Origin of the sequence: Aeromonas sp. 601039, from assembly GCF_049174415.1 — a bacterium.
Taxonomy (GTDB): domain Bacteria; phylum Pseudomonadota; class Gammaproteobacteria; order Enterobacterales; family Aeromonadaceae; genus Aeromonas; species Aeromonas veronii_A.
The window spans coordinates 25,890-48,484 of the sequence record NZ_JAAKTL010000017.1; the positions used below are offsets into that span (position 1 = coordinate 25,890).

At 59.1% G+C, this 22,595-nt stretch carries 22 protein-coding genes; 11 read left to right on the forward strand and 11 right to left on the reverse strand.

Features of this window, described 5'->3' with window-relative positions:
• Positions 1-171: 171 nt before the first annotated feature.
• Entirely contained in the window at positions 172-1,689 is a 1,518-nt protein-coding gene (gene putP / locus G5195_RS14465; protein WP_421222893.1) for a sodium/proline symporter PutP, read from the reverse strand.
• Between the two features lie 326 nt (positions 1,690-2,015).
• On the opposite strand from putP, the gene G5195_RS14470 reads away from it, so the two are divergent.
• The gene (locus G5195_RS14470) at positions 2,016-2,909 is read left to right on the forward strand and encodes a VirK/YbjX family protein (protein WP_421222891.1); all 894 of its coding nucleotides are present in this window, start codon (positions 2,016-2,018) and stop codon (positions 2,907-2,909) included.
• 69 nt (positions 2,910-2,978) lie between these two features.
• Here the strand turns inward: G5195_RS14470 and G5195_RS14475 are convergent, their stop codons facing one another.
• The 8 genes from G5195_RS14475 to G5195_RS14510 all read right to left on the reverse strand — a co-directional run bounded on the left by G5195_RS14475 (position 2,979) and on the right by G5195_RS14510 (position 11,061).
• A complete protein-coding gene (locus G5195_RS14475; protein WP_005354531.1) occupies positions 2,979-3,905 on the reverse strand; it encodes a L,D-transpeptidase family protein in 927 nt (308 codons plus the stop codon).
• Positions 3,906-4,092: 187 nt separating this feature from the next.
• Complete coding sequence (locus G5195_RS14480) at positions 4,093-5,334, reverse strand: mechanosensitive ion channel family protein (protein ID WP_005335524.1); 1,242 nt, start codon at positions 5,332-5,334, stop codon at positions 4,093-4,095.
• Between the two features lie 143 nt (positions 5,335-5,477).
• Positions 5,478-6,677 (reverse strand): acetate kinase, encoded by a 1,200-nt coding sequence (locus G5195_RS14485; RefSeq protein ID WP_107682697.1) that lies wholly within the window; start codon positions 6,675-6,677, stop codon positions 5,478-5,480.
• Positions 6,678-6,898: 221 nt separating this feature from the next.
• Positions 6,899-7,369: a YhcH/YjgK/YiaL family protein gene (locus G5195_RS14490; RefSeq protein WP_421222889.1), complete on the reverse strand. Its 471-nt coding sequence runs from the start codon at positions 7,367-7,369 to the stop codon at positions 6,899-6,901.
• Between the two features lie 317 nt (positions 7,370-7,686).
• Positions 7,687-8,793, reverse strand: coding sequence for a 1-acyl-sn-glycerol-3-phosphate acyltransferase (locus tag G5195_RS14495; RefSeq protein ID WP_201973504.1), 1,107 nt, complete (start codon positions 8,791-8,793; stop codon positions 7,687-7,689).
• A 130-nt stretch (positions 8,794-8,923) separates the two neighbouring features.
• Positions 8,924-9,622 carry an aspartate/glutamate racemase family protein gene (locus tag G5195_RS14500; RefSeq protein WP_421236259.1) on the reverse strand — a complete coding sequence of 233 codons (699 nt, stop codon included), beginning with the start codon at positions 9,620-9,622 and terminating at the stop codon, positions 8,924-8,926.
• A gap of 126 nt (positions 9,623-9,748) precedes the next feature.
• Complete coding sequence (locus tag G5195_RS14505; RefSeq protein ID WP_005335534.1) at positions 9,749-10,339, reverse strand: LysE family translocator; 591 nt, start codon at positions 10,337-10,339, stop codon at positions 9,749-9,751.
• A 125-nt stretch (positions 10,340-10,464) separates the two neighbouring features.
• Positions 10,465-11,061, reverse strand: coding sequence for a LysE family translocator (locus tag G5195_RS14510; protein WP_040068356.1), 597 nt, complete (start codon positions 11,059-11,061; stop codon positions 10,465-10,467).
• Between the two features lie 116 nt (positions 11,062-11,177).
• Between G5195_RS14510 and G5195_RS14515 the strand changes: the two genes are divergently transcribed.
• The 3 genes from G5195_RS14515 (at position 11,178) to G5195_RS14525 (ending at position 14,862) form a co-directional block, all read left to right on the forward strand.
• Positions 11,178-12,554 (forward strand): PLP-dependent aminotransferase family protein, encoded by a 1,377-nt coding sequence (locus tag G5195_RS14515; protein ID WP_421236260.1) that lies wholly within the window; start codon positions 11,178-11,180, stop codon positions 12,552-12,554.
• A 54-nt stretch (positions 12,555-12,608) separates the two neighbouring features.
• Positions 12,609-13,076 (forward strand): hypothetical protein, encoded by a 468-nt coding sequence (locus G5195_RS14520; RefSeq protein ID WP_216979440.1) that lies wholly within the window; start codon positions 12,609-12,611, stop codon positions 13,074-13,076.
• Positions 13,077-13,200: 124 nt separating this feature from the next.
• Positions 13,201-14,862 (forward strand): hypothetical protein, encoded by a 1,662-nt coding sequence (locus G5195_RS14525; RefSeq protein ID WP_421222883.1) that lies wholly within the window; start codon positions 13,201-13,203, stop codon positions 14,860-14,862.
• 136 nt (positions 14,863-14,998) lie between these two features.
• On the opposite strand, the gene G5195_RS14530 is transcribed toward G5195_RS14525, so the two are convergent.
• Positions 14,999-15,412: a CBS domain-containing protein gene (locus G5195_RS14530; RefSeq protein ID WP_421222882.1), complete on the reverse strand. Its 414-nt coding sequence runs from the start codon at positions 15,410-15,412 to the stop codon at positions 14,999-15,001.
• A gap of 154 nt (positions 15,413-15,566) precedes the next feature.
• Between G5195_RS14530 and G5195_RS14535 the strand changes: the two genes are divergently transcribed.
• The 6 genes from G5195_RS14535 (at position 15,567) to G5195_RS14560 (ending at position 21,459) form a co-directional block, all read left to right on the forward strand.
• On the forward strand, positions 15,567-17,477 hold the full coding sequence (locus tag G5195_RS14535; protein WP_337073507.1) for an ABC transporter ATP-binding protein: 1,911 nt from the start codon (positions 15,567-15,569) through the stop codon (positions 17,475-17,477).
• Positions 17,470-17,931: a DUF2390 domain-containing protein gene (locus G5195_RS14540; RefSeq protein ID WP_337073506.1), complete on the forward strand. Its 462-nt coding sequence runs from the start codon at positions 17,470-17,472 to the stop codon at positions 17,929-17,931. The genes G5195_RS14535 and G5195_RS14540 overlap by 8 nt, the downstream gene beginning before the upstream one ends.
• Positions 17,925-18,779, forward strand: a complete 855-nt coding sequence (locus tag G5195_RS14545) for a 23S rRNA (adenine(2030)-N(6))-methyltransferase RlmJ (protein WP_043821648.1) — start codon at positions 17,925-17,927, stop codon at positions 18,777-18,779. The genes G5195_RS14540 and G5195_RS14545 overlap by 7 nt, the downstream gene beginning before the upstream one ends.
• Before the next feature lie 719 nt (positions 18,780-19,498).
• Positions 19,499-19,981 (forward strand): HEPN family nuclease, encoded by a 483-nt coding sequence (locus G5195_RS14550; protein WP_043821650.1) that lies wholly within the window; start codon positions 19,499-19,501, stop codon positions 19,979-19,981.
• Between the two features lie 305 nt (positions 19,982-20,286).
• Positions 20,287-20,790, forward strand: coding sequence for a hypothetical protein (locus G5195_RS14555; RefSeq protein WP_421236261.1), 504 nt, complete (start codon positions 20,287-20,289; stop codon positions 20,788-20,790).
• 141 nt (positions 20,791-20,931) lie between these two features.
• Positions 20,932-21,459, forward strand: coding sequence for a hypothetical protein (locus G5195_RS14560; RefSeq protein ID WP_043821652.1), 528 nt, complete (start codon positions 20,932-20,934; stop codon positions 21,457-21,459).
• A 191-nt stretch (positions 21,460-21,650) separates the two neighbouring features.
• On the opposite strand, the gene G5195_RS14565 is transcribed toward G5195_RS14560, so the two are convergent.
• The gene (locus G5195_RS14565; protein WP_043821654.1) at positions 21,651-21,857 is read right to left on the reverse strand and encodes a hypothetical protein; all 207 of its coding nucleotides are present in this window, start codon (positions 21,855-21,857) and stop codon (positions 21,651-21,653) included.
• A gap of 191 nt (positions 21,858-22,048) precedes the next feature.
• Here G5195_RS14565 and G5195_RS14570 point away from each other — a divergent pair, with 191 nt between their 5' ends.
• Positions 22,049-22,414, forward strand: coding sequence for a DUF2061 domain-containing protein (locus G5195_RS14570; RefSeq protein WP_042084552.1), 366 nt, complete (start codon positions 22,049-22,051; stop codon positions 22,412-22,414).
• Positions 22,415-22,595 lie beyond the last annotated feature (181 nt).

Here is a 22,595-nt window from a genome sequence, read left to right on the forward strand (position 1 = left end):
TCGGTGCCAAGACAAAAGAAAGCGAGCACCCGGGAGCCACCGGCCGAACATAAAAAAGTGCCCAAGAGTGAATCAGATAGCACAAAGCCCCGCCAAACCGGTGCAAGGATGGCCAACCAGGGCGCTCCTTGTCCGGGGGCGGGGCTCTCAATTAGAAAGCGGTAAGGGGGATCAGTTCACCGCGACCGGCTCTCCCGCGCTCTCGGCCGGGGTGTTGTACTCCTCCTCGGCATCGCGGAAACGCTCCAGCATCGCTTTAGAGGGCGCTTCGCCCAGCAGACTGCCCACTACGATGGCCAGCAGCGCGAACAGGAAGCCCGGGATGATCTCATACAGCCCCAGCCAGCCGAACTGCTTCCAGACGATGACGGTGATGGCACCGACCAGCATGCCCGCCAGCGCACCGTTGCGGGTCATTCGCGGCCACAGCACCGATAGCAGCACCACGGGACCAAAGGCGGCACCGAAACCGGCCCAGGCGTAGCTCACCAGCCCCAGCACCCGGTTTTCCGGATTCATGGCGACGGCGATGGCAATCACCGCGATCAGCAGCACCATCAGGCGACCCACCCACACCAGCTCACGCTGGGAGGCGTTCTTGCGCAGGAACGGCTTGTAGAGATCCTCGGTGATGGCGCTGGAGCAGACCAGTAATTGACAACTTAGCGTGCTCATCACCGCCGCCAGAATGGCGGAGAGCAGCACACCGGCGATCCAGGGGTTGAACAGGATTTTGGAGAGCTCGATAAAGACCCGCTCCGGGTTGCCGGTCACCCCAGCTGCCACTTCCGGGAAGCGGGCGAAGTAGGCCAGCCCGAAGAAGCCGATGGCCACCGCACCAGCGAGGCAGAACACCATCCAGGTCATGCTGATGCGACGGGCATTGGCCATGGAGTGGTGGGAATCCGCCGCCATGAAACGGGCCAGAATGTGGGGCTGACCAAAGTAGCCAAGGCCCCAGGCCATCAGCGAGACAATGGCGATCACATCCAGATTCTTGAACATGTCGAGGTTGGTGGCGCTCTTGGCGGCCACCTCGATCATGGCGCTGTCCACCCCGCCGACGGCGATGATGACGAAGACCGGGGTCAGGATCAGGGCGAAGATCATCAGGGTCGCCTGCACCGTATCGGTCCAGCTCACCGCGAGGAAGCCGCCAAAGAAGGTGTAGGTGATGGTGGCGGCGGCACCGACCCAGAGGGCGGTGTTGTAATCCATGCCGAAGGTGCTCTCGAACAGGCGGGCACCGGCTACCACGCCGGAGGCGCAATAGATGGTGAAGAAGAGCAGGATCACCAGCGCCGAGAGGATGCGCAGCACCTTGCTGTGATCTTCAAAGCGGTAGGTAAAGTAGTCTGGCAGGGTCAGGGCATTGCGGTTCTTCTCGGTATGTACCCGCAGGCGACCCGCTACCCAGCGCCAGTTGAGGTAGGCACCGATCACCAGACCGATGGCGATCCAGCTCTCGGAGATGCCGCTGACGAAGACGGCGCCGGGCAGCCCCATCAGCAACCAGCCGCTCATGTCGGAGGCGCCGGCAGAGAGGGCGGTGACCCAGCTCCCCATTCGGCGGCCGCCCAGAATGTAGTCATCAAAGTTGCGGGTGGCACGATAGGCGATAAAGCCGATCAACACCATTCCGAGGATATACACCAGGAAGGTGATTAACATGGGTGTGCTAGCTGTCATGCAAAACTCCGTTTTGTGTCATTTTCTGCCCGCTCTGGTGACGGGCTCATCCCTAAAAAACCGGCCTAGCTTAATCAGCCGTTCGCGCCAGCTCAACCACTTTTAACAAACACAAAACACAATAAAAACCTTTACGCATCAAATCATCTGCCGCATCAAGAGGATGGCGCCAGATTTCCTGCCATGGCCGTGACGGTCATCTCGCAGCGCCAGCCGCTACTGAGCGTTATGTTTTCACATTTTGTTACTATCCATTTTTTTACAAGCCAGCGCCCCGCTCCTACACTCCCCGCCCTGTCTCATTACACCAGTCAGAGGTCGGCACCATGTCATCTCATCTGTCACACCTGCGAACCCTCGCCCGCCGCCTTCATCCGGTGGAGGAGTCAGGTCATCTCATCCGACGGGTCAAGTATGTGGGGCGTCTCTGGCTCAATCCCGGCGCCCGCGCCCTCTATCGCCAGCAGCAGGAGCAACCGCTGCTGGCGCAGGCGATCAGCCGCTTCCCCGATATTCTGGAAAAGCCGATCCACCCCTATCGCCACAAGGGGCTCCGCAAGCGCCTGCGAGCCGGGCTTATCAGCGGCCACTACCAGCAGCTGGCACGTCAGCTGCCCAAGGCGCAACAACTGGCAATCTACAGCGGGCGCGGCCTGCTGCTGGCCCAGTGGCAGAGCGACAAGCTGACGGCACCGCTGACCCTGCAACTGGATTACCAAACCCACATGGGCAAAGAGGGGGAGATGAGCCTGACCCTCAAGCTGGGTGACGCGGCGCTCTATTATATGGCCCTCAATCTGCGCCCCGCGCCGAACCCGACCCTCGAGATCTGCTCGCTGCAGGGCGGCAAGGGGCAGAGCGAGGAGATCAAGCTGGTCACCAAGGCGTGCGGCGGGCTGCGCCCCATGTCCCTGCTGGTCTATATGGCCGCCGAGCTGGCCCGGGGGCTGGCGTGCAAGAGCCTGCTCGGGATCCGCACCCAAAGCCACGTCTATCAGAGCAGCAAGCGCACCGCCGAGCGGGTCAAGTTCGACCTCGACGGCTTGTGGCAGGAGCATCAGGGCAGCGTGCAGGATGAACTCTGGATGAGCCTGCCGCTGGAAGTGCCCCGCAAGACGCTGGAGGAGATCCCCTCACGCAAGCGGGCCAGCTACAAGGCGCGCTATCAGCTGCTCGATCAGCTCGGCAGCGAGCTGCAGGCAAATCTGCTGCGAAGCTGAGTCAACGCAGCAGAAACAAAAAGGGCGAACAGCTTGCTGTTCGCCCTTTGTCGTGACGGGGATTTGCCCTTAGCGGTTGATCGCCATCGGCATGCCGTTGCGCTGCTCCAGCGCCTGCTTCACCAGTTGGGAGTCGCTGTCAGCGTGGGCAATGAAGCGGGTCACCGCCGGGGTCATCGGCAGCGGTGCCGGCAGCTTGGAGTTGAACTCCTCTTCGCTGCGCGACAGCGGCTGATGCACTTCCAGATAGCGGACACCGTTGGGCTCGAGAGAGGCCTTGATCGGCTGGTTGACGAACTGGACGCGAGTACCGACCGGTACCTGCTTGAACAGGTAGGCGATGTCATCGTTGCGCAGGCGCACACAGCCGTGGCTCACCCGCAGGCCGATACCGAAGTTGGCATTGGTACCGTGGATGGCGTACATCTTGCCGATGTAGAGGGCAAACAAACCCATGGGATTGTCCGGGCCGGCCGGCCATACCGCAGGCAGGCTCTCGCCACGGGCGGCATATTCGGCATGCATCTTGGCGGTCGGGGTCCAGGTCGGGCCCGCTTTCTTGCGCTGCACGCTGGTCACCCAGTTTTCCGGGGTATCGGTGCCGAGCTGGCCGATGCCGATGGGCAGCACTTCCACCACTTTTTTACCCTTGGGGTAGTAGTAGAGCCGCATCTCGGCCACGTTCAGCACGATCCCTTCACGGGGTGCATCCGGCAGGATCAGTTGCTGGGGGATCACCAGCTTCTCGCCGGTCTGTACCAGCAGGGGATCCGCATCGGGGTTGGCTTCGGTCATGTTGGTGAGCCCCAGCTGGAATTTGGCCGCAATGGCCTCCAGCGGCTGGCCGTTCTCTTCGGCCGGAACCACGTATTCCAGATTTTCCCCTACCAGACGGCTGTTGGCCGCAGGCAGAGCATATTCAACAGCGAAAACCGGCGCAGCGGTCAGCAGCAGGCTGTAGCAGAGTGTTGCCACACTATTGCGAAGGAGCTTCATAACTTTCCCATGATGATGACTTGAAGTGACGTCTCTGGGCTGGCAGCTGATCAAGAGGGGATCAGGGGCGCGAAGAGAAGGCCGCCATTTTTCTCCTCTGCACGGCAAATTTCAACTGACAAGTGGCGACGGGTCGATGATTAATATGCGTTTTTTTCCGCGTCCCCGACCCGCCCGGTTGCCCTGTTTATCCCCGTTGCCAGGCACGCATGTCGTAACCTGTGGGAGATTGATGCAACCGCAGATGAAATTGCTCAATGATGGCGAAGATATGGTCGAAAATATCGGCCTGGATCCCTTCGTAATCTGCCCATGCTGTGGTCGCGGTAAAGCAGTAAATTTCCAGCGGCAAACCGTCTGACGTGGGTGCCAGCTGGCGCACCATCAGGGTCATGTCCTTGCGAATGCCGGGGTGGGCACGCAGGTAGGCATCCAGATAGGCGCGCAGGGTGCCGAGGTTGGTGAGGTGACGACCGTTGATGGGGCAGCTCAGGGCATCGCTCAGCTGCTGGTTGTAGGCACTCAGCTCCTGCTCCTTGCGGCTCAGATAGGGTGCCAGCAGCTGCGCCTGCTTGAGCTGCAACTGCTCCTCGGCCGTCAGAAAACGCACACTGGTCATGTCGATATTGACGCTGCGCTTGATGCGGCGGCCGCCCGACTCGGTCATCCCCTGCCAGTTCTTGAAAGAGTCGGAGATCAGGGCATAGGTGGGAATAGTGGTGATGGTCTTGTCCCAGTTCGACACCTTGACCGTGGTAAGCCCGATGTCGGTCACCTCACCATCGGCGCCATACTTGTCCATCTGCAGCCAGTCACCGACGCTCAGCATCCGGTTGGCGGAGAGCTGAATCCCCGCCACCAGCCCGAGGATGGGGTCCTTGAATACCAGCATCAGCACTGCGGTCATGGCACCCAGACCGCTGAACAGGAACAGCGGCGACTTGCCGAGCAGCAGGGCGATCATCAGGATGCCCACCAGAATGCTGCCTACCAACTTGGCCCCCTGGAAGATGCCGCGCAGGGGCAAATCCCGGCCAAGGCGGGTGTAACGGCTCACCGACAACAGGCAGTCGAGCAGGGCGAAGAAGGCCAGCAGCAGGAACAGCAAAATCCAGAGCTGGGCCACCATCTCGATAAGCTTGAGGCTATCCGATTGGCGGGGTAGCCAGATCTCCGCCTGACCGAGCAGCACGGCCCCCTGCAACACGAAAGCGAGCCGGTTGAAGAGGCGCTGTTGCAGCTGGGGCGGCAACCATACCTGCTTGGCCTTGCCGAGGATCCCCACCAGCCGGACCAGCAGCACCCGGTGCAGCGCCATGTGCAGCAGCAACGAGGTGATGACGATAAAGCCCAGCGCGATCACCAGCGCCATCAGGCTGGTCACTTCCACCCCAAGGCCCGACAACCAGTTAAAAAACGCCTCTTTCATTGCTCTCTCCCGAACCGATCAGCCCGCTGGCTGCAAAAACAGTGGTGGTCAGGGTACCGCTCCCCTCCCCCATGTCAAATCGGCGTGCGCCAGAAATGACAACGCCCGGCACAGGCCGGGCGTTGTTTCAAAGCGAGGCTGACTTAGCAGACCAGGCTCAGGGCATCGCGAGCGATGACCAGCTCTTCGTTGGTCGGGATCACCATGGCGCAACGGCTGTCGGCGGTGGTGATACGACCTTCGCCACCCAGTACCGCGGCGTTGTTGGCCTCTTTGTCCACCTTGAAGCCGAACAGAGCCAGACGCGCCAGCACCATCTCGCGCACCATGGCGGCGTTCTCACCGATACCGCCGGTGAAAACCACGGCGTCCAGACGACCGTCCATCGCAGCGGCATAGGCACCGACATACTTGGCCACACGGTAGGTGAAGACATCCAGCGCGCGCTTGGCACCGGCGTCGGTGGCGTAGTTGGTGGTGACGTAGCGGCAATCGCTGCTCACTTCGGTCATCCCCAGCAGACCGGACTCACGGGTCAGGGTGTGGTTGATCTGCTCCACGCTGTAACCGAGCTGGTCGTGCATGAAGAAGACCACGGCCGGATCGATATCACCGGAGCGGGTACCCATCGCCAGACCTTCCAGCGGAGTCAGACCCATGGAGGTGTCAACGGATTCGCCGTTCTTGATGGCGCAGACAGAGGCACCGTTACCCAGGTGGCAGTTGATGATGTTCAGCTCATTCAACGGCTTGCCCAGCTCTTTTGCCGCTTCTTCCGCGATGTAGCGGTGAGAAGTACCGTGGGCACCGTAACGACGGATGCCGTGTTCGCGGTAGAGCTTGTGCGGCAGCGCATAGAGGTAGGCCTCTTGCGGCAGGGTCTGGTGGAAGGCGGTGTCGAACACGGCCACGTTCTTCTCGGACAGCTGCGGGAACACTTTCAGCGCGGCGCGAATACCGATGAGGTGCGCCGGGTTGTGCAGCGGAGCGAACGGAATGGCGGCTTCGATACCGGCGATCACGCCGTCATCGATACGCACGGAGCGGGAGAACTGCTCGCCACCGTGTACGATTCGGTGACCGATGGCCACCAGTTGCTCGGCAAGAGTCGGATCCTGCGGCAGGATGTGACCCACGATATGGTCGAGGGCCTCCTGGTGAGCGGCACCCGCTCCCAGCATGGCTTCGCCCTTGACCCCGTGGAGTTTCCATTTGATACGTGCATCATCCAGATTGAAGCATTCGGCCAGGCCGGACAGCATGTCCTCACCTGTTTCGGCGTCCATTACGGCAAATTTCAGGGAAGAGCTACCGCAGTTAAGGATCAATACCAACTTGCTCATTTTCTACATCTTCCTGTGCTTCGGCTTTATGCCGACAGTGTCGTGTCATCCAAAAGAGGATGGGATTCCCCTGCCGGGGGCTTATGGTCGCAGGAGGGTGCGTCCAATTTTTCAATTCTTGCTCTTGAAAGAGTGATCGCAACTTGTGGTGCGTATCACTCGTTTCAATGCTTGCGAGTCTCGACGCATCAGCTGCGCAGGGCTCGCTTCAATGGGGATGCTCAGGCGATGGCCAGCAGATCCCGGTGTACCTTGACCACCAGCTTCTTCACTTTGGCGGGCTGGTTGCGGGTACAGAGCGGGCGATGCAGCTCGCCCGGCCAGAAGATGGCGAAATCGCCAGGTTGCAGCGCCAGATAGCTGGTCTGCTCGTCATCGACAAACCAGAGGTCAGGATGGGGATGGTCAGCACCTTCATTCGCATACTCATGAGGCCCGACACCGATCCACTCTTCGCCTGCCAGCAGCAGCTGGATATCGAGATAGTCGCGGTGGAACTCGCCACGGCGATCCGCAGCCGGCTCGGTCATCTCCTCGCTCACCAGACAGAACAGCTTGAGGCCGTCGATCTCGCTCTTGCCAAGGGGCGCCTCGCGCCAGAGGGCAACGCTTTTGACCACCTCGACCATGATGCGATCCAGCGGGGCAGGCAGCGGCGTACGCTGCAAAGTGTTCAGGCTACCGGTGATCATGGTGCGAGCATCTTCCTGTTAGGTATATCTGCGCGGCATCTTTGCCGCCCAATGAAAAAGGACCTGTTACAGGTCCTTCGATAATGCCCCCGGCGATCCGTGCAGAGGGATTAGAGCTAACGTTCATATTCAGCATATTGGAGCACTGTTACACACTCATCCAGTGATTGCCAAGAGTATGGACTCCATTTTCACGGTGATCGTACCAGCTGAAACCATATTATTCACCACCCTTTTGCCAGCGACTTTGACCAGACGCAAAAACGGGCGCATCAGCGCCCGTTTTTTTCGCAAAACCGTTTAACAACCGGTTTCATTCAAGCCTTTTGGGCATTTTCCACCGGTTTGGCGTACATGGCCCGCCAGATAGCCTTGTGCTCTTCCGGCACCTCTGACTGACGGGTCAGGAAGGCCGCCTGTTCTATGGTATTGGCCTTGCCGGAGACATCGGCCGCCAGATAGTTGCTGGGGAAGAGGTGGTAGCTACTCCAGATCGCCTTATCGATCAGCGCCGCCAGTTCGTCCGGATCGCTGAAGCCCTCGGTAATCGGCGCGCCGAAGGAGACGTGTACCCGCCCCTTCATGCCGACGATACCGGCGACGATACTCTCGATATCCTCGAACTCGCCCTTCTCGTAGCTACCGTTGACCGACTTCTCGTAGAGCTCGCGCGCCTTCGCCTTGTCGGTGGGATCCAGCTCGTAGCTGATGCTGACCGGCACGATATTGAGGCTACGCATGTAGTCGACAAAGTCGATCTTCTGCTTCTTGCCGTCGACATAAAACATCTTGAGGATGGCCGGATCGGTCTTGTCATCCCCATCCTTGGCCCGCCCCTCTTTCTGGGCGATCCAGATGGAGTGCCCCTCGTGGACCGACTGACCTATATAGGCCGACAGCTCGCCGAGCGCTTTCATCATCTCCCGCGGCCCCTTGGCGGAACGCTTGACGATAAAGCTCTTGTTGAGCTTCATCAGCTCGGTGGCGCAGGGCTTGCGCAGCAGGTTGTCGCCGATGGCGATACGTACGGTATCGAAACCGTGGGTGTGCAACCCCCAGTTGACGAACGCCGGGTCCATGGCGATGTCTCTGTGGTTGGAGACAAACAGGTAGCCCTGCTCCTTCTTCAGATGTTCGAGCCCGGAGAAGGTCACCCCCTTGGTGGAGGTGGCGATCATGCGGGACATATAGCGGGTCACCCCCATCTGGACCTGATGCACCGTGGTCACTTTTGACCATTTACGGCGCAGGAACAGGCGGATCATCGGGCGGATGGCCCAACCCAGCCAGCTCATCAGGGAACCGAAACGATACTTGGCGATGGCGCCGATAAATTCATCATCCTGGATCAGCCGTTCGATGGCTGCCGGCACTTCTTCATCGCGGTAGGGGCGAATATCCGCGAATCTATCTACTTCAGTCACAATGTCAGCCTTGCATGCTAGGAAACCGCAGCCAACCCTTGTTGGCCGGGGAAAATTCAGGGCGCAATTTTACACGCTTTTATGGCAAGGGGTATGAGACAAGCATGAATAGTGAGATCTGACCAGTTAATTAATCGGAGCAGAGCGCCAGTGCCACGGCGGCCTCGGCATGGATGGCAGTGGTGTCGTAGAGCGGCACCGCCGCCCGGGCATCGCCCACCAGCAGGGCAATCTCGGTGCAACCGAGGATCACCGCCTCGGCACCAGCATCCGCCAGCGCCTCGATGATGGCCAGATACTCGGCCCGCGACGATTCGCGGATCTCGCCCAGACAAAGCTCGTCATAGATGATCCTGTGTACCCGCTCCCGCCCTGCCTCATCGGGTACCAGCACAGTAAACCCGAAGCGCGCCTGCAAACGCCCCTTGTAGAAATCCTGCTCCATGGTGAAGCGGGTGCCGAGCAGGCCGACTCGGGTGATCCCGTCAGCCCGCAATTTGGCCGCGGTGGCATCGGCGATATGGAGCAGCGGGATATCGATGGCGGCCTCAATCTCGGGGGCGACCTTGTGCATGGTGTTGGTGCCGATCAGCAAGAAATCGGCGCCGCCGGCCTGGATAGCCTGAGCTTCGGCCACCAACAGGCGAGCGGTGGCGGGCCAGTCACCAACATGCTGCAGCCGCTCTATCTCGGCAAAATCCACACTTCTCAATAGCACTCGCGCCGAGTGCAAACCGCCAAGCTGCGCCCGCACCCCGCGGTTGAGCGCCTGATAGTAACTGACGGTGGACTCCCAGCTCATGCCACCCAACAGACCGATACATTTCATAGGAACTCCTTTCATCCCGAGGGAGGGCAGAACCACGCCACCTTGCAGGCAAGATCACGGGAGCGAGATAAAAAAGGCCCCGCAGGGCCAACAAGACAGCCGGTAAAGGCCCGGGGCAACCCCGGGCTAAATCCAGATCATCCCGACACAGGCGGCCGTCGCCAGCCCCATGCCGAGGTTGAAACGCCGCCAGCCTCGGGCGGTGCGAATGATTTGCCGCACCTGGGCACCAAAAAGCACCCAGAATGCCCCGGTGTAGAGGCCGGTAATAAAGAAGATCACCAACACCCAGAGCGCGGAGGGCCAGTAAGCCTCCCCCGCCAGAGTGAAACCGCTGATGGCGGAGAGCGCCATCATCCATGCCTTGGGGTTGAGCAGTTGCAGCATGGCCCCCTGATGGGCGGGAATGAGCGGACGGTTGCCCTCGGCCGGGCCGCTGGCGGTCGCCACCTTCCACGCCAGCCAGAGCAGATACGCCGAGCCGATAAGCTTGAGGCCATCGTGCAGCAGCGGCACCTTCTCAAATACCACACCAAGCCCCAGCGCGGTAGCGAGGATCATCAGATTGATCCCCCCCACCACCCCCACCAGCAGGGGAATCGTGCGGCGAAACCCCTGCGCCGCCCCGGCGCTGGTGAGCAACATGTTATTTGGCCCCGGCGTGCCGCAGGTAACCAGGGCAAACCCCGCCAGGGGCAGTAACCAGTTCAGATCCATCTCAACCTCTTGTCGATTCAACGCCCCCGTTATGGGGAAAGCCTTCTAATATGCAGAGCCAACCCCGTGGCGACAAGTCAGAAATGCCTCTTTCTCGGCCACCTCCCCCTCCAGCGCAACACGGCTCAATACCAGAGCATCACCACACAGAGTGCCGTCAGCAGGCCGAGAGAACCGTTGAGTCGCCGCCAGCCCCGATCCGAGCTGATCCAGTTGCTCAGCTGATGGCCGAACAGTACCCAGACAAAGCAGACCGGCAGGGCCACCAGCGCAAACATGACCATCACCGCCAGCTGACTCGACCAGTAACTGGCGCCGGGCAGGCTGAACAGACTGATGGCGGAGATCCCCATCATCCACGCCTTGGGATTGAGGAACTGAAAGCCCAGCCCCTCCAGCATGGTCAGCGGACGGGCCCTCCGGGCCGGATCCCCCGGCGCCCCGGCCACCGCGATACGCCACGCCAACCACAGCAGATAGAGGCTGCCGAAGATCTGCAAACCGAGCCGTAGCAGGGGCCAGCGCTCGAACAGCGGATAAAGCCCCAGCGCCAGCACCAGTTGCAACACCGGCTGCCCCAGCCCCACCCCGAGCAGATGTGGCAGAGTGCGACGCACCCCGAAGTTGGCGCCGGAGGCCGTCAGCATCAGGTTGTTGGGCCCCGGCGTACCGCAGGTGAGTACGGCAAAACCGAACAGGGTAACATACCACTCCATCGTCATATTGTGACTCCTTACTCGCTGAATTGTATCGATACAATGCAAGCTATTTGATTGTTATCAGGCTGAAATTCACGCTATATTGACAACAAATTTGGATCAATGGATTTATTGTCACCATGACAATCTGGACGCCCGACCTTGCGGCCTTCGATGGCCCCCTCTACCTCAAGCTGGTCAAAGCAATCGAACAGGGGATCGCGAATGGCGAGCTGCCACCGCAGACCCGATTGCCTACCCACCGATCCCTGGCTGATCGTCTGGGTGTCACCGTAGGCACCGTCACCCGCGCCTACCGCGAGGCGGAGCGGCGCGGCCTGCTGGCCGCCCGGGTGGGCCACGGCACCTGGGTCAAGGGAGCGAACACGGATCCCGCCAATGAGTGGGTGATCCGTCAGGAGGAGGGGCACCGCATCGAGCTGTGGCAGAACCTGCCGGTGCAGCTGGATCGGGCGGCCATCATTCGCCCCATGCTGGGGGAAGTGGCGGATGGGGATCTCAACGCCCTGCTCGGCTACGACAAGGAGGCGGGACGACCGGATCAGCGCCAGCAGTTCGTCAACTGGCTGGCGGAGCAAGGGGTGGCCTGTAGTGAGGATCGCCTGCTGTTCAGCCACGGCGCCCAGCACGGCATCATGCTGGCGCTGCTGGCGACCGGCTGCGTGGGGGAGACCATCCTGTGCGAGGGGCTGAGCTACCCCGGTATGCTGGGCAATGCCCGCCAGCTGAAGAATCAGGTGGTGGGACTGGCGATGGACGAGGAGGGGCTGCTGCCCGAGGCGCTGGACGCCGCCTGCCGCACCCGCCGGGCCAAGCTGCTCTACCTCACCCCGACCCTGCAAAACCCCACCACCGCCATCATGAGTCTGGCGCGGCGGGAGGCCATCGTCGCCATCGCCCGTCGCCACGATCTGCTGATCATCGAGGATGACGTCAACGGCCTGCTGCCCCAGCAACCTGTGATCCCTCTGGTCAATCTGGCGCCGGAGCGGGTCATCTATCTGGGCAGTCTGGCCAAGATCGCCTGCGGCGGCCTGCGGGTGGGCTTCGTGCTGACGCCCCCTGCCCTGCGCAGCGCCTTCGCCCAGACCATGCGGCTGTCGAGCTGGATGGTGAGCCCGCTGTTGATCGAGCTCGCCTGCAAAATGGTCAGTCAGCGCCAGATCATGCCGCTGGTCGAGCAGCAGCGGGAGATCCTCAAACGCCGTGGCGAACTGCTGCGCCACCTGCTGCCTGCCGCCCGCTGGCAGCCGGGCAGCATGCACGCCTGGCTACCGCTGCCGGAGCCCTGGCGCAGCCAACAGTTTGCTGCCGCCGCCGATGCTCTTGACGTTGGCGTGGCGAGCGGGGAACACTTCGCCGCCGGTCAGTTTGCCGCTCCGCAAGGGGTGCGCCTGAGCCTGAGCCAACCCGCCACCGATGCCCGGGTCGGCGAAGGGCTGGCCCGTCTGGCGCAGCTGCTGCAGGGGACGCCCCCGAGCAATCCCCTGCTATAGTCAGGGCCAGCCGACCTGACCTTCACGCTTCATCGTCATTGCCAAGGAGATGCCGTGCCCCCCATCAGAGCCGCCCTGCTGCTTGCCACCCTGTTGCTGGGTGGCTGCGCCTCGTCAACGACCCACCAGCAGCTGGGGGCCGCGCTCAATGGACTGGAAGGGGAGTTGCAACGGCTGGAAGAGGAGCTGGCGGCCATGAACGGCCTGCACTATCAAAAGGCGATCGATGCACCGCTCAGTTTGCGCCGTGCGCTCGGGGCGCCGCAGCCCACGCCAGAGGGGCTGGTGCCGGTGGCCAGCAAGCTGGAAGATGGGCCGATCCTGCGCTATCAATACCGCCTGCCAGCGGGTATGACGAGTCTGCCCCAAAACAACCTCTGCCAGCGCTACGAATTTGAACTGCGCCATCTAGGCCGCCTCGGCAAGCTGGAATTAAGCTGGCAGGGGGAACAGGGGAGTGGCTCACACCAGATCCGTCAAACAGAGTGTGTCTTTCTCACCGAAGCACATAAATCCCGGTAACCGCCTATAATGCCCTTCCTCGTCTCGCGCCGACTACTGTCACTTTTCCTCCCCCGCAGAGTTGTCGCCATGTTCCTCTTGGGTCTAATCTGATCTACTCGTGGAGTATTGAAAGGACGCGTGCATGACGATACTGCTGCTCGAAGAGGATCCACTGCTCCGTAGCGCCATCACCCGGGAACTGACCGAACAGGGTATCCCTGCTGAACGGATCCACCACCACAGCCACCCGGGTCAGGAACGCAGCGGTCTGCTCACCCTGCTGCAACAACAGCCATTCGATGCCATTATCTGCCAGCAAAATAGACAACTGGGGCATGACGGCGCCCGCCTGCTGCATGAAGCACACTACCTCGGCCTGCTACAACCCGCCTGCGTACTACTGTTGATGGATGCAGACCAGAACGAGCAGGATTTTCTCCCCTCGGACCTCTACTTCTCCCTCCATCTGCCACTCCCCTTCATGACCGGGGAGCTCACAACTGCGCTCAAGCAGTTGACACAACTGAGCAGGATGACCCACACCCTCGCCCCTCCAACCCTGCTGCGGGAGTGGAAACTGGCGACCGCACTCTGTGAAGACCTGCTCTATCAACGGGACAACCGACCCCTTGCCCCCTGGCTGGATCGGTTCAAGGGTTACCTGCTACTGCAGTCCAGCGAACAGCTCACTGCCGCCCAGCATTATGCCCTGTGTGCCAACGAGTATCGGGCAAGCTGGCCGAGGGCCGGATTGTTCTACGCCATGTTGGGACTGGGCAAACTGCAGAGTGCCGAAACCGACTTGCAGCGTCATCAAACCATATTGCCGACCGCCACCCGACTGGAGCTGCAACTCGCCAGTCAGTTGCACCAACATCAGTGGCAGGCAGCCTGGGAGACCATGGTGCAGTTGCAACAAGTCCGCCCCCATCAACCCCGCTGGCATCAGCTGGCCATGATGCTGGGACTATTACAGCAAGACGAGAGGAAGGTGCTGGAACAAGCCAGCACCCTGAATCTTCACTATTTCAGTGAACAGCGCGTCCGGCTGGCCATCGACCACTTCATGATCAACGCCATGCTGGCGGTACTGTGGCATACACCATCCAGCAACCGGATCCGCTCCCTGCAACAGGAGTGGGCCCATCTGAAGCGAACAGTGAACCTGCCCGCGCAGGAGTTCGAGCTGCTGCAAGCACTGATGCAGGGATTGGATTACCGCTTCGACGAGGCGCTGATCCTGATCGCCCACCATCAACCCAGCCAGGCGAGCGAGAACCATCTCACCCTGTTATTGGGCTTTGCCGTCTGTCAGTTTTGTGGCCTGCCCCACCATGCCCAGCGCTATCTGGCGCAGCTTACACACTACCGTGACCGTGTCGCCCCCCACCCCCTGACCCGTCAGCTGTTTCACCATCTGCTAACGGAACTGGGCCAACAGCTGACGGCGCGGGAGCAGCGCCTGACCAGCTTGCGCCAAACCCGTCATCAAGGGATACAAAAAGGTGACTATCAACTGGCACTGCAGGCCGGCTTGCAACTGCTGGAGGAATTTCCCGCCCTGCCCGGCGATGCCTGGCAACTGCTGGAGCTGCTACAGCACAGCTGGCCGGCGGGCATGGCGGCCCCCAGGGTTGCGCTGCTGGTCGATACCCTGGAGCGGCGCCTCAAGCACAGCCCTGCGTTTCTGGATCAACATGCCCAGCAGTATCAGCGTACTCTGCACGAGATCCGCACTCACTTGCAGCCGCACCTCTCCGGCAGCGCCCCCGCCAGCCTGGGCAAGGGGCCCCCGGAATCATGATGAGGCTGGCCTGTGCCGCCAGCCACATAAGAGAGAGGGGAGCCTTGGCTCCCCTCTATTCATTTCGTGTAACCTTATGGCCCTCAAGAACGGGCACAAGCAGATACGGTGACAGATGACTGTTAAGTCCCCGGGCTCAGCCCAGCGCGTCACTCTCCAGCGCGACCTTGAGAAAATCTTTCCAGCTGATGATGCCGACCAGAGCGCCATTCTCCAGCACCGGCAGGCAGGAGACCCCCTTATCCAGCATCAGCTTGACGCCGTCGCGCACGGTGAGATGGGGAGCGATGGTGACGAGCTGACGACTCATGATCTGGTGGGCCCGCTTGTTGAGGGTTTCGGTATCGCGGCTCATCTCGGCTTCGGAGTCGAGATAGGGGCTGATGGCGCGGAACAGATCCCGATCCGAGATGACCCCCACCAGCTCCTCCTCTTCCAGCACCAGCAGATGGCGAAAGTGTGCCTGCTCGAAGATATCCCTGATGACTCGGAGTCGATCATCCATTGAAACGGTGGCGACCCGGGTCGTCATAATATCCCTGATATGCATGCTAACCTCCCGTAACCAAACTGGTTTCTCTGTTATGGCATGTTTTTACGATGCCAGCCAGTGGCAAGCCCCTCACCAAAGTGCAAATCTGCGTCATTTCACGTAAGATCCGCGCCAGTTTTTCTCCTCCATTTTGAGCAAGCAGATCCCACCCATGATAGTTGCCAGTCAAATCGAACTGATCCGCGGCGGCCGCAAGCTGCTGGACAACGCCTCCGCCACCATTCACCCCGGCCACAAAGTGGGTCTGGTGGGCAAAAACGGCTGTGGCAAGTCCACCTTTTTTGCACTGGTACGGGGCGAGCTGGCTATCGACAGCGGCACCTTCAGCCTGCCCGCCGGTTGGCAGATTGCAGGCGTCGCGCAGGAGACCCCAGCGCTGGACTGCTCCGCCCTCGACTACGTGATCGACGGCGACAAGGAGTTCCGCTCGCTGGAGGCCCAGCTGGTGCAAGCCGAGCAGGATGACAATGGCCTGTTGGTGGCCGAGCTGCACGGTCGCCTCGATACCATAGGCGCCTACAGCATTCGCGCCCGCGCCGCCGAACTGCTGCACGGCCTCGGTTTCAGCGACGAGCAGCTCAGCTCGCCGGTGCGCAGCTTCTCCGGTGGCTGGCGCATGCGTCTGAACCTCGCTCAGGCGCTGCTCTGCCGCTCCGATCTGCTGCTGCTCGATGAACCGACCAACCACCTGGATCTCGATGCGGTGATCTGGCTGGAGAAGTGGCTCAAGGGCTATCAGGGCACGCTGGTGCTCATCTCTCACGACCGCGATTTCCTCGATTCTGTCATCAGCCGCATCATCCATATCGAGAACGGCAAGCTCAACGAATACACCGGCGGCTACTCCGACTTCGAACTGCAGCGCGCCGAACATCTGGCCCAGCAGCAGTCGATGTACGAGAAGCAGCAGCGGGAGATGTCCCACATGCAGGCGTATGTGGACCGCTTCCGCTACAAGGCTTCCAAGGCCCGTCAGGCCCAGAGCCGCCTGAAAGCCATGGAGCGGATGGAGAAGCTCCTGCCCGCACACGCCGATTCCGAATTCAGCTTCGAGTTTCGCGAGCCGTCGGCCCTGCCGACCCCGCTCATCGCCATGGAGAACCTCTCTGCCGGTTACGGTGACAAGGTGATCCTGGAGAAGATCAAACTCAATCTGGTACCGGGTTCACGCATCGGTCTGCTCGGTCGCAACGGCGCCGGTAAATCGACCTTTATCAAGATGCTGTCGGGCTCCAACCCGCCGCTCTCCGGCAAGCTCGAAGTGAGCGCCGGGGTGAGCATCGGTTACTTCGCCCAGCATCAGCTGGAGACCCTGCGTCTCGACGATTCCCCGCTCGATCATCTGGCCCGCCTCGCGCCGGACAAGACCGAGCAGGAGCTGCGCAACTATCTGGGCAGCTTCGGTTTTCACGGTGACAAGGCGCTCGACAAGGTGGCCCCCTTCTCCGGCGGTGAAAAAGCGCGGCTGGTGCTGGCGCTGATCACCTGGCAAAAGCCGAACCTGCTGCTGCTGGATGAACCGACCAACCACCTGGATCTGGAGATGCGCCACGCCCTGACCATGGCGCTGCAAGGCTTCGAAGGGGCCATGGTAGTGGTCTCCCACGACCGCCACCTGCTGCGCACCACCACAGATGACTTCTATCTGGTGCACGGTGGCCGGGTCGAGCCGTTCGACGGCGATCTGGACGATTACCACAAGTGGCTCGGCGAGCAGGAGAAAGAGGCCAACGCCAAACCGGCGGATGGCCCCGTCTCGGCCAACTCGGCGGTGGCCCGCAAGGATCAGAAGCGGCGCGAGGCGGAGTTCCGCCAGCAAACCCGTCCGCTGCGCCAGAAGCTGGAAAAGCTCGAAGCGAGCATGGAGAAGCTGCAGGGCAAGCTGGCCGACATCGAGAGCCAGCTGGCCGATCCGGCCATCTACGAGGAGAGCGCCAAGCAGAAGCTCTCCGAGCTGCTCAAGTCCCAAGGCCCCATCAAGGAGGAGCTGGAGAACGTCGAGATGGAGTGGATGAGCCTCTCCGAAGAGCTGGAAACCATGGAGCAGGAATTCCTTGCGTGACGAACAGCTGATGGCCAGCGAGCGGGTCGCGGTCCACGAATTGCCGACGCCGATCGGCTTCTGGCACTGGAGCGGCAAGGTCTATGGTGAGCGCAGCCAGGATTGGCTCACCGTGCAGGAGCAGGGGGGCAACGTCAATCTGGCGCTGCTGCTGCACCGGCTCGATCAGCTCGGCATCGTGGTCGATCTGACCGACCTGCAACCGGCGCTGGTGCAGACCGAAGCGGTGCTGACCCCGTGGCGCGCCCTGCGCCAGAGCGCCAAGGCGCGACTCGACGAGCAGCATTATCAGTCGATGCTGGCCCACGAGCTGGAGCTGGAGCGGCTGCAACAGGGCGTCCTGTTGCAGACCCTGCGCAGCCTCTCCCTGTTTCGCGGCAACAGCCGCAATTTGTTGAACTATCTATCGTTACTGGGTGCCCAGCAGGGCCCCCTCAGAGATCTAATATGCTGAGCTACCGCCACGCCTTTCACGCCGGCAACCATGCCGACGTGCTGAAACACGCCGTTCAGGCCCTGATCATCGAGTCCCTCAAGAAGAAGGAGAAACCCTTCATCGTGCTGGACACCCATGCCGGTGGCGGTCTCTACGACCTGCGCGGCGACTGGTCCCAGAAGAAGGCCGAGTATGCCGACGGCATCGGCCGCCTGTGGGACGAGCGGGCCCAGTGGTCTGCCATGGCCCCCTATCTCGGTGTTATCGAGGAGATGAACCAGAACGGCGAGCTGCACTACTACCCCGGCTCGCCAGAGCTCTCCCGTCGCCTCACCCGCGAGCAGGACAAGCTGGCGCTGATGGAGCTGCACAACAACGAGGTCGAAGATCTGCGCGCCAACATGGGCTATGACCCCCGCGTCGCCGTGCACCACCGTGACGGCTTCGAGGGGCTGATCGCCCTGCTGCCGCCGACCCCGCGCCGCGGGTTGGTGCTGATCGATCCGCCCTATGAGCTCAAAGAAGATTACTTCGCCGTGGTCGACACCCTGAAAAAGGCGCAGAAACGCTGGGCGACCGGCATCTACGCCCTCTGGTATCCGATCCTCGGGCAGGAGGCGGACAAATCCCGCGACATGCTGCGCGCCATCAAGCGGGAAAACTTCGGTAACGTCTTGGTGGCCGAGCTGGAAGTGGCTGGTCAGACTGCCGACTGGGGTATGAACGGCTCAGGCATGCTGATCATCAGCCCGCCCTGGATGCTGGACGAGCAGATTGAAGCCTTCCTCAAACCGCTGTGCGCCAAGCTGGCGCAAGGCGCCGGCGCCCAGTACAAAGTGGAGTGGCTCAACAAGGTCGAAGAGTAGGCCCGCACCAACTCGCTCCGGCGCCCGGCCAACGCGCCAGCAAGTCGCTCACCCAAGCCGTTCACAGTGGCGGCATGGCCAGCAAAGAGAAGCCCCGTTCAGGGGCTTCTTGTTTTTTACCTGCCAGCGCTTTTACTCACTAACTGTTTTCCTCACCAATGGCAGCACCCGCTCCATCTGCACACCAGATCAGTCGTTATTGACTAATTGGCCGATCCAGATCAGAAATCGGCCATCTGGTCCTTTCCCTCCGCCTACCCGCCGCTAATATACCCGATTGGCAACAAAGCCTCGTAGGAGTCACCCCATGAGCCATGCCAACCCCATTCGTTGGTTAAACGCAGCAGACTGGAGGCTGAAATTCAGGGGCGGTAGCTATGCCGGATGGAATGGATAAGCGAACGTTGCCCACGACTACCAAGTCAACATGGTGACAGCCTTATGCTGATTTCTGACCTGCTCATGCAGGCGTGCTTTGGCGGCGCTTGCCAAGAGTGCCCTGAGCACTGATTTTTTATACAGTGGTATACGGTGGCGCAAAAATAGGAAGTAAAGCGAATACGCTCCGCACGAGAACAAGTTTGTAACATTATGATTTAATGATTTTTTTACTTGGCGGCAGTGAAAATGTTACGGAGTTATATGGAATGCTCTGCTAACGGATTAGTGCCGCCTTCTATCTAATCACTGTTATGCCTATTCATTGAGTAAGGGTATACATGGGAAATTATAGAAACTTCGAGCAAGACTTTGTGGCTCGTACTATTGACTTAATTGAACAATATAATCAGATGATCGTTGATGAACCATTTGAGAGACAGTTCAACTATACGTTGACGCTTAATTGCCTCTTAGGCTTAATCGTGATGCCTAAAGAACGAGCAATTAATACAATTCCAAATGAACGTTTAACAATGCAGTTTAAGCAGCATATGGGCATTATTCATTCTGAGTTGCCAGATGCACAAACTACATTGCGCCAGCTAATTGTTAAAATGAGGCATTCTATTGCCCACTTTGACATTGAAGTTGAATCAATCGACCAACACCACTTGGTAAATTTTGTTAACTTCAAAGATACGGATAATGGTCAAATTTATGCGCGTTTCCATGCCGAAGAAATTTTTCCATTTCTACGATCTTATGCTCAACTATTGGTGGATAGCATGCGGCGTCAACAACGTCATCGTGAACAGGCATAACAAACTGTTCAAGAGGGATTCACAACGCGTGGCATTTTCACTATGCGTTGGTTTTAATGATTAAGGTGGTGTGCGGAGGCTTCGGTAATACGTTGCTCACCCCTTAACAGGGCGTTATATTTTTTACTAAGGCAAATCTGGGGCAAATCTGGGACACCCACCTTTTTGAGCAAGGCGTTGCATAGCCCGAACCCAAAAGATGGGTGTCCAAGGTCTTCGTTTGTGATTACGGTGTTATGCGGAAAGTTGGTCGTAGCGTTGTCTGCCCCTTAAGCGGGCGTTATGTTTCTTAGGTGATATAAATAATGCTGTACGAAATATCGTTGTTAAGTAACAAGCAAAAAATCTCCCTGCTTGGAGCATTTTTTGGGGTAATGGGCAGTTTTATTATGGTGATGGATTACTTTGCCCCGTTTAGTTTGGTAGCAGATAGATTTTCACCATGGAAAGATCTCAGAGATGCTCAGATAGTAATGAGCCAAAATAGCTTTATTCAGGAAGGGCAAGCAGGTTTTTCTGAGCTAAAAGCTCTTATTAAAGACCGTTCTGATCTGCCGACTTATGGTTTGGTTCGAGTGGTCAAAGCTAGTGCTATGTCAGTTACCATAGGTAACAATCAGGCCAGCGTTCCACTTTATACCTATCATGCCCTTTATTCGGATGACCGTTCCGTTGGTTTAGGTGATGAAGGGACGATTAGGAACTGGATTAAGACATATAGGGATAGGAGTTTCATTTTTTGGGGACTTTTATTCTTGGTTATTGGTTTTGTTTTATCCGCATGGTCACATTTTGCTGACGAAACATAACAATAACAAATCTGGGACACCCACCTTTTTGAGCAAGGCGTAGCATAGCCCGAACCCAAAAGATGGGTGTCCAAGGTCTTTTAATAGCCTCATGACCGAAATGCGTTGAAATGTGCATGAAGTACTGAAATCGAGGAAAAAATGAAGAACCTGATACCTGTAGTTGCCAGTGCATTTTTGATAGCTGGTTGCCAATCCAACCCTTCCCAGAACACACCTGCATCGGGAATTGAGTTCGCACATGACAAATTCAGCGTTCTCATGGTTTCGGTTGATGACACATTTGATTTTCCGAGAGGTAAGTTTTTCCGCTCCTCCTATGCTATCCAGGAAAAATTAACGGTCAAATTGCCTGGTGTTGTAGGCATCTATGCTGACTTCTTCGACCACTGCCTGAATACCGGCAATAAACCGCAGATTATCGATGGCGTCGCGCTAGTCTGCCGATCTGCTCAGGTCAACCTTTATGCCGTTATCGCTGCAGAGGCTGGCAGGACAGCGTGGCTGCAAGTCGTTGAACCGAGTGACATGAGTTTACAGATAAGTGCACAAGAGCTTGCTGACTATGCAATGAATAATTTTGCCAATTATGTTGAGGCTGATGTGAGCAGTACCAAGCGGCTGCTTGGCACCAGCTCTCTTTACAAAAACGTTCCCAATTGGCCGTAACAAAGTAACGGGAGTATAAGAAATGCAGCAAATCTGGGACACCCACCTTTTTGAGCAAGGCATAGCATAGCCCGAACCCAAAAGATGGGTGACCAAGGTCTTCTGCTCACCGAGTTCAAAAGCAAAAGCCCCATCACGGGGCTTTTTCTATTGGTGCGGCCGGTGTGTGCGGCAGCCTGAACCTGCGCGCCCTATGAACGGGCGGGCAGATCCTGTTTCAGCGCAACCAGCAACAGGGCCAGCAGGCCAAAGGGCGGAAACAGGCAGAGCAGGGAGCAGATAAGGGTGATCAGCGCCGGATGCTCGCTCTTGCGGCGCGCCAGTCGCCAGGCAATGAGGCCGACGATGACCATCAGCAACGCAATGAACTGGCCAAGCAGGGTGGCATTGATATTCATGAAAGATCCTTTTTCATGGGCAAGTGTGAAGAACCTGTACTTTATCGCCTTGGCTGCGATTGGCAACCGCTAAACCGCACCGGCCACTCGCCCGTTGATAGGTTTTCTCTATTCTGGCAATAGATGAGAATAGTTTTCATTTAATCTCATTTCGGCGGATACTCTCATCATCAACAGAGGGAGCCGCCATCATGAAAAAGACCATCAGCTTTGCCATTCTGCACTTCGGTGTCGCCTTTACCGTGGCCTACCTGCTGACCGGTGAGCTGCTGACCGCCAGCCTGATCGCCCTGATCGAGCCCGCCGTCAACACGGTCGCCTTCTACTTTCATGACCTTGGCTGGCACAAGCTCAAGCCAAATCACAGCCTGCAGGCCAAGACCAGCAGCTTCGCGGTGGTCCACTTCTCGGTGGCCTTCGGAGTGGCCTTCCTGCTGAGCGGCGAGCTGCTCACCGGCGGCGTGATGGCGATGATCGAACCGGCCATCAATACCGTGGTGTTCTTCTTCCACGAGCGGCTGTGGCGCGCCCGCAGTCAGCAACTGGCGCTGGCTTGATCAACCGGGCAACCCGCCTCCCCCCTTTATCGCGGCCACAAAAAACCCGACATTCCGGCGAGGAGTGTCGGGTTTTTCCGTTTGGCAGCCATTCAGCAGAGCAAAATGCGCTCGGCTCCCCTGCTGCATTGCCCTTTAGAGTGTGCTGTAGTAGGCAGATATGCCCTCCTCATTGCTGGAA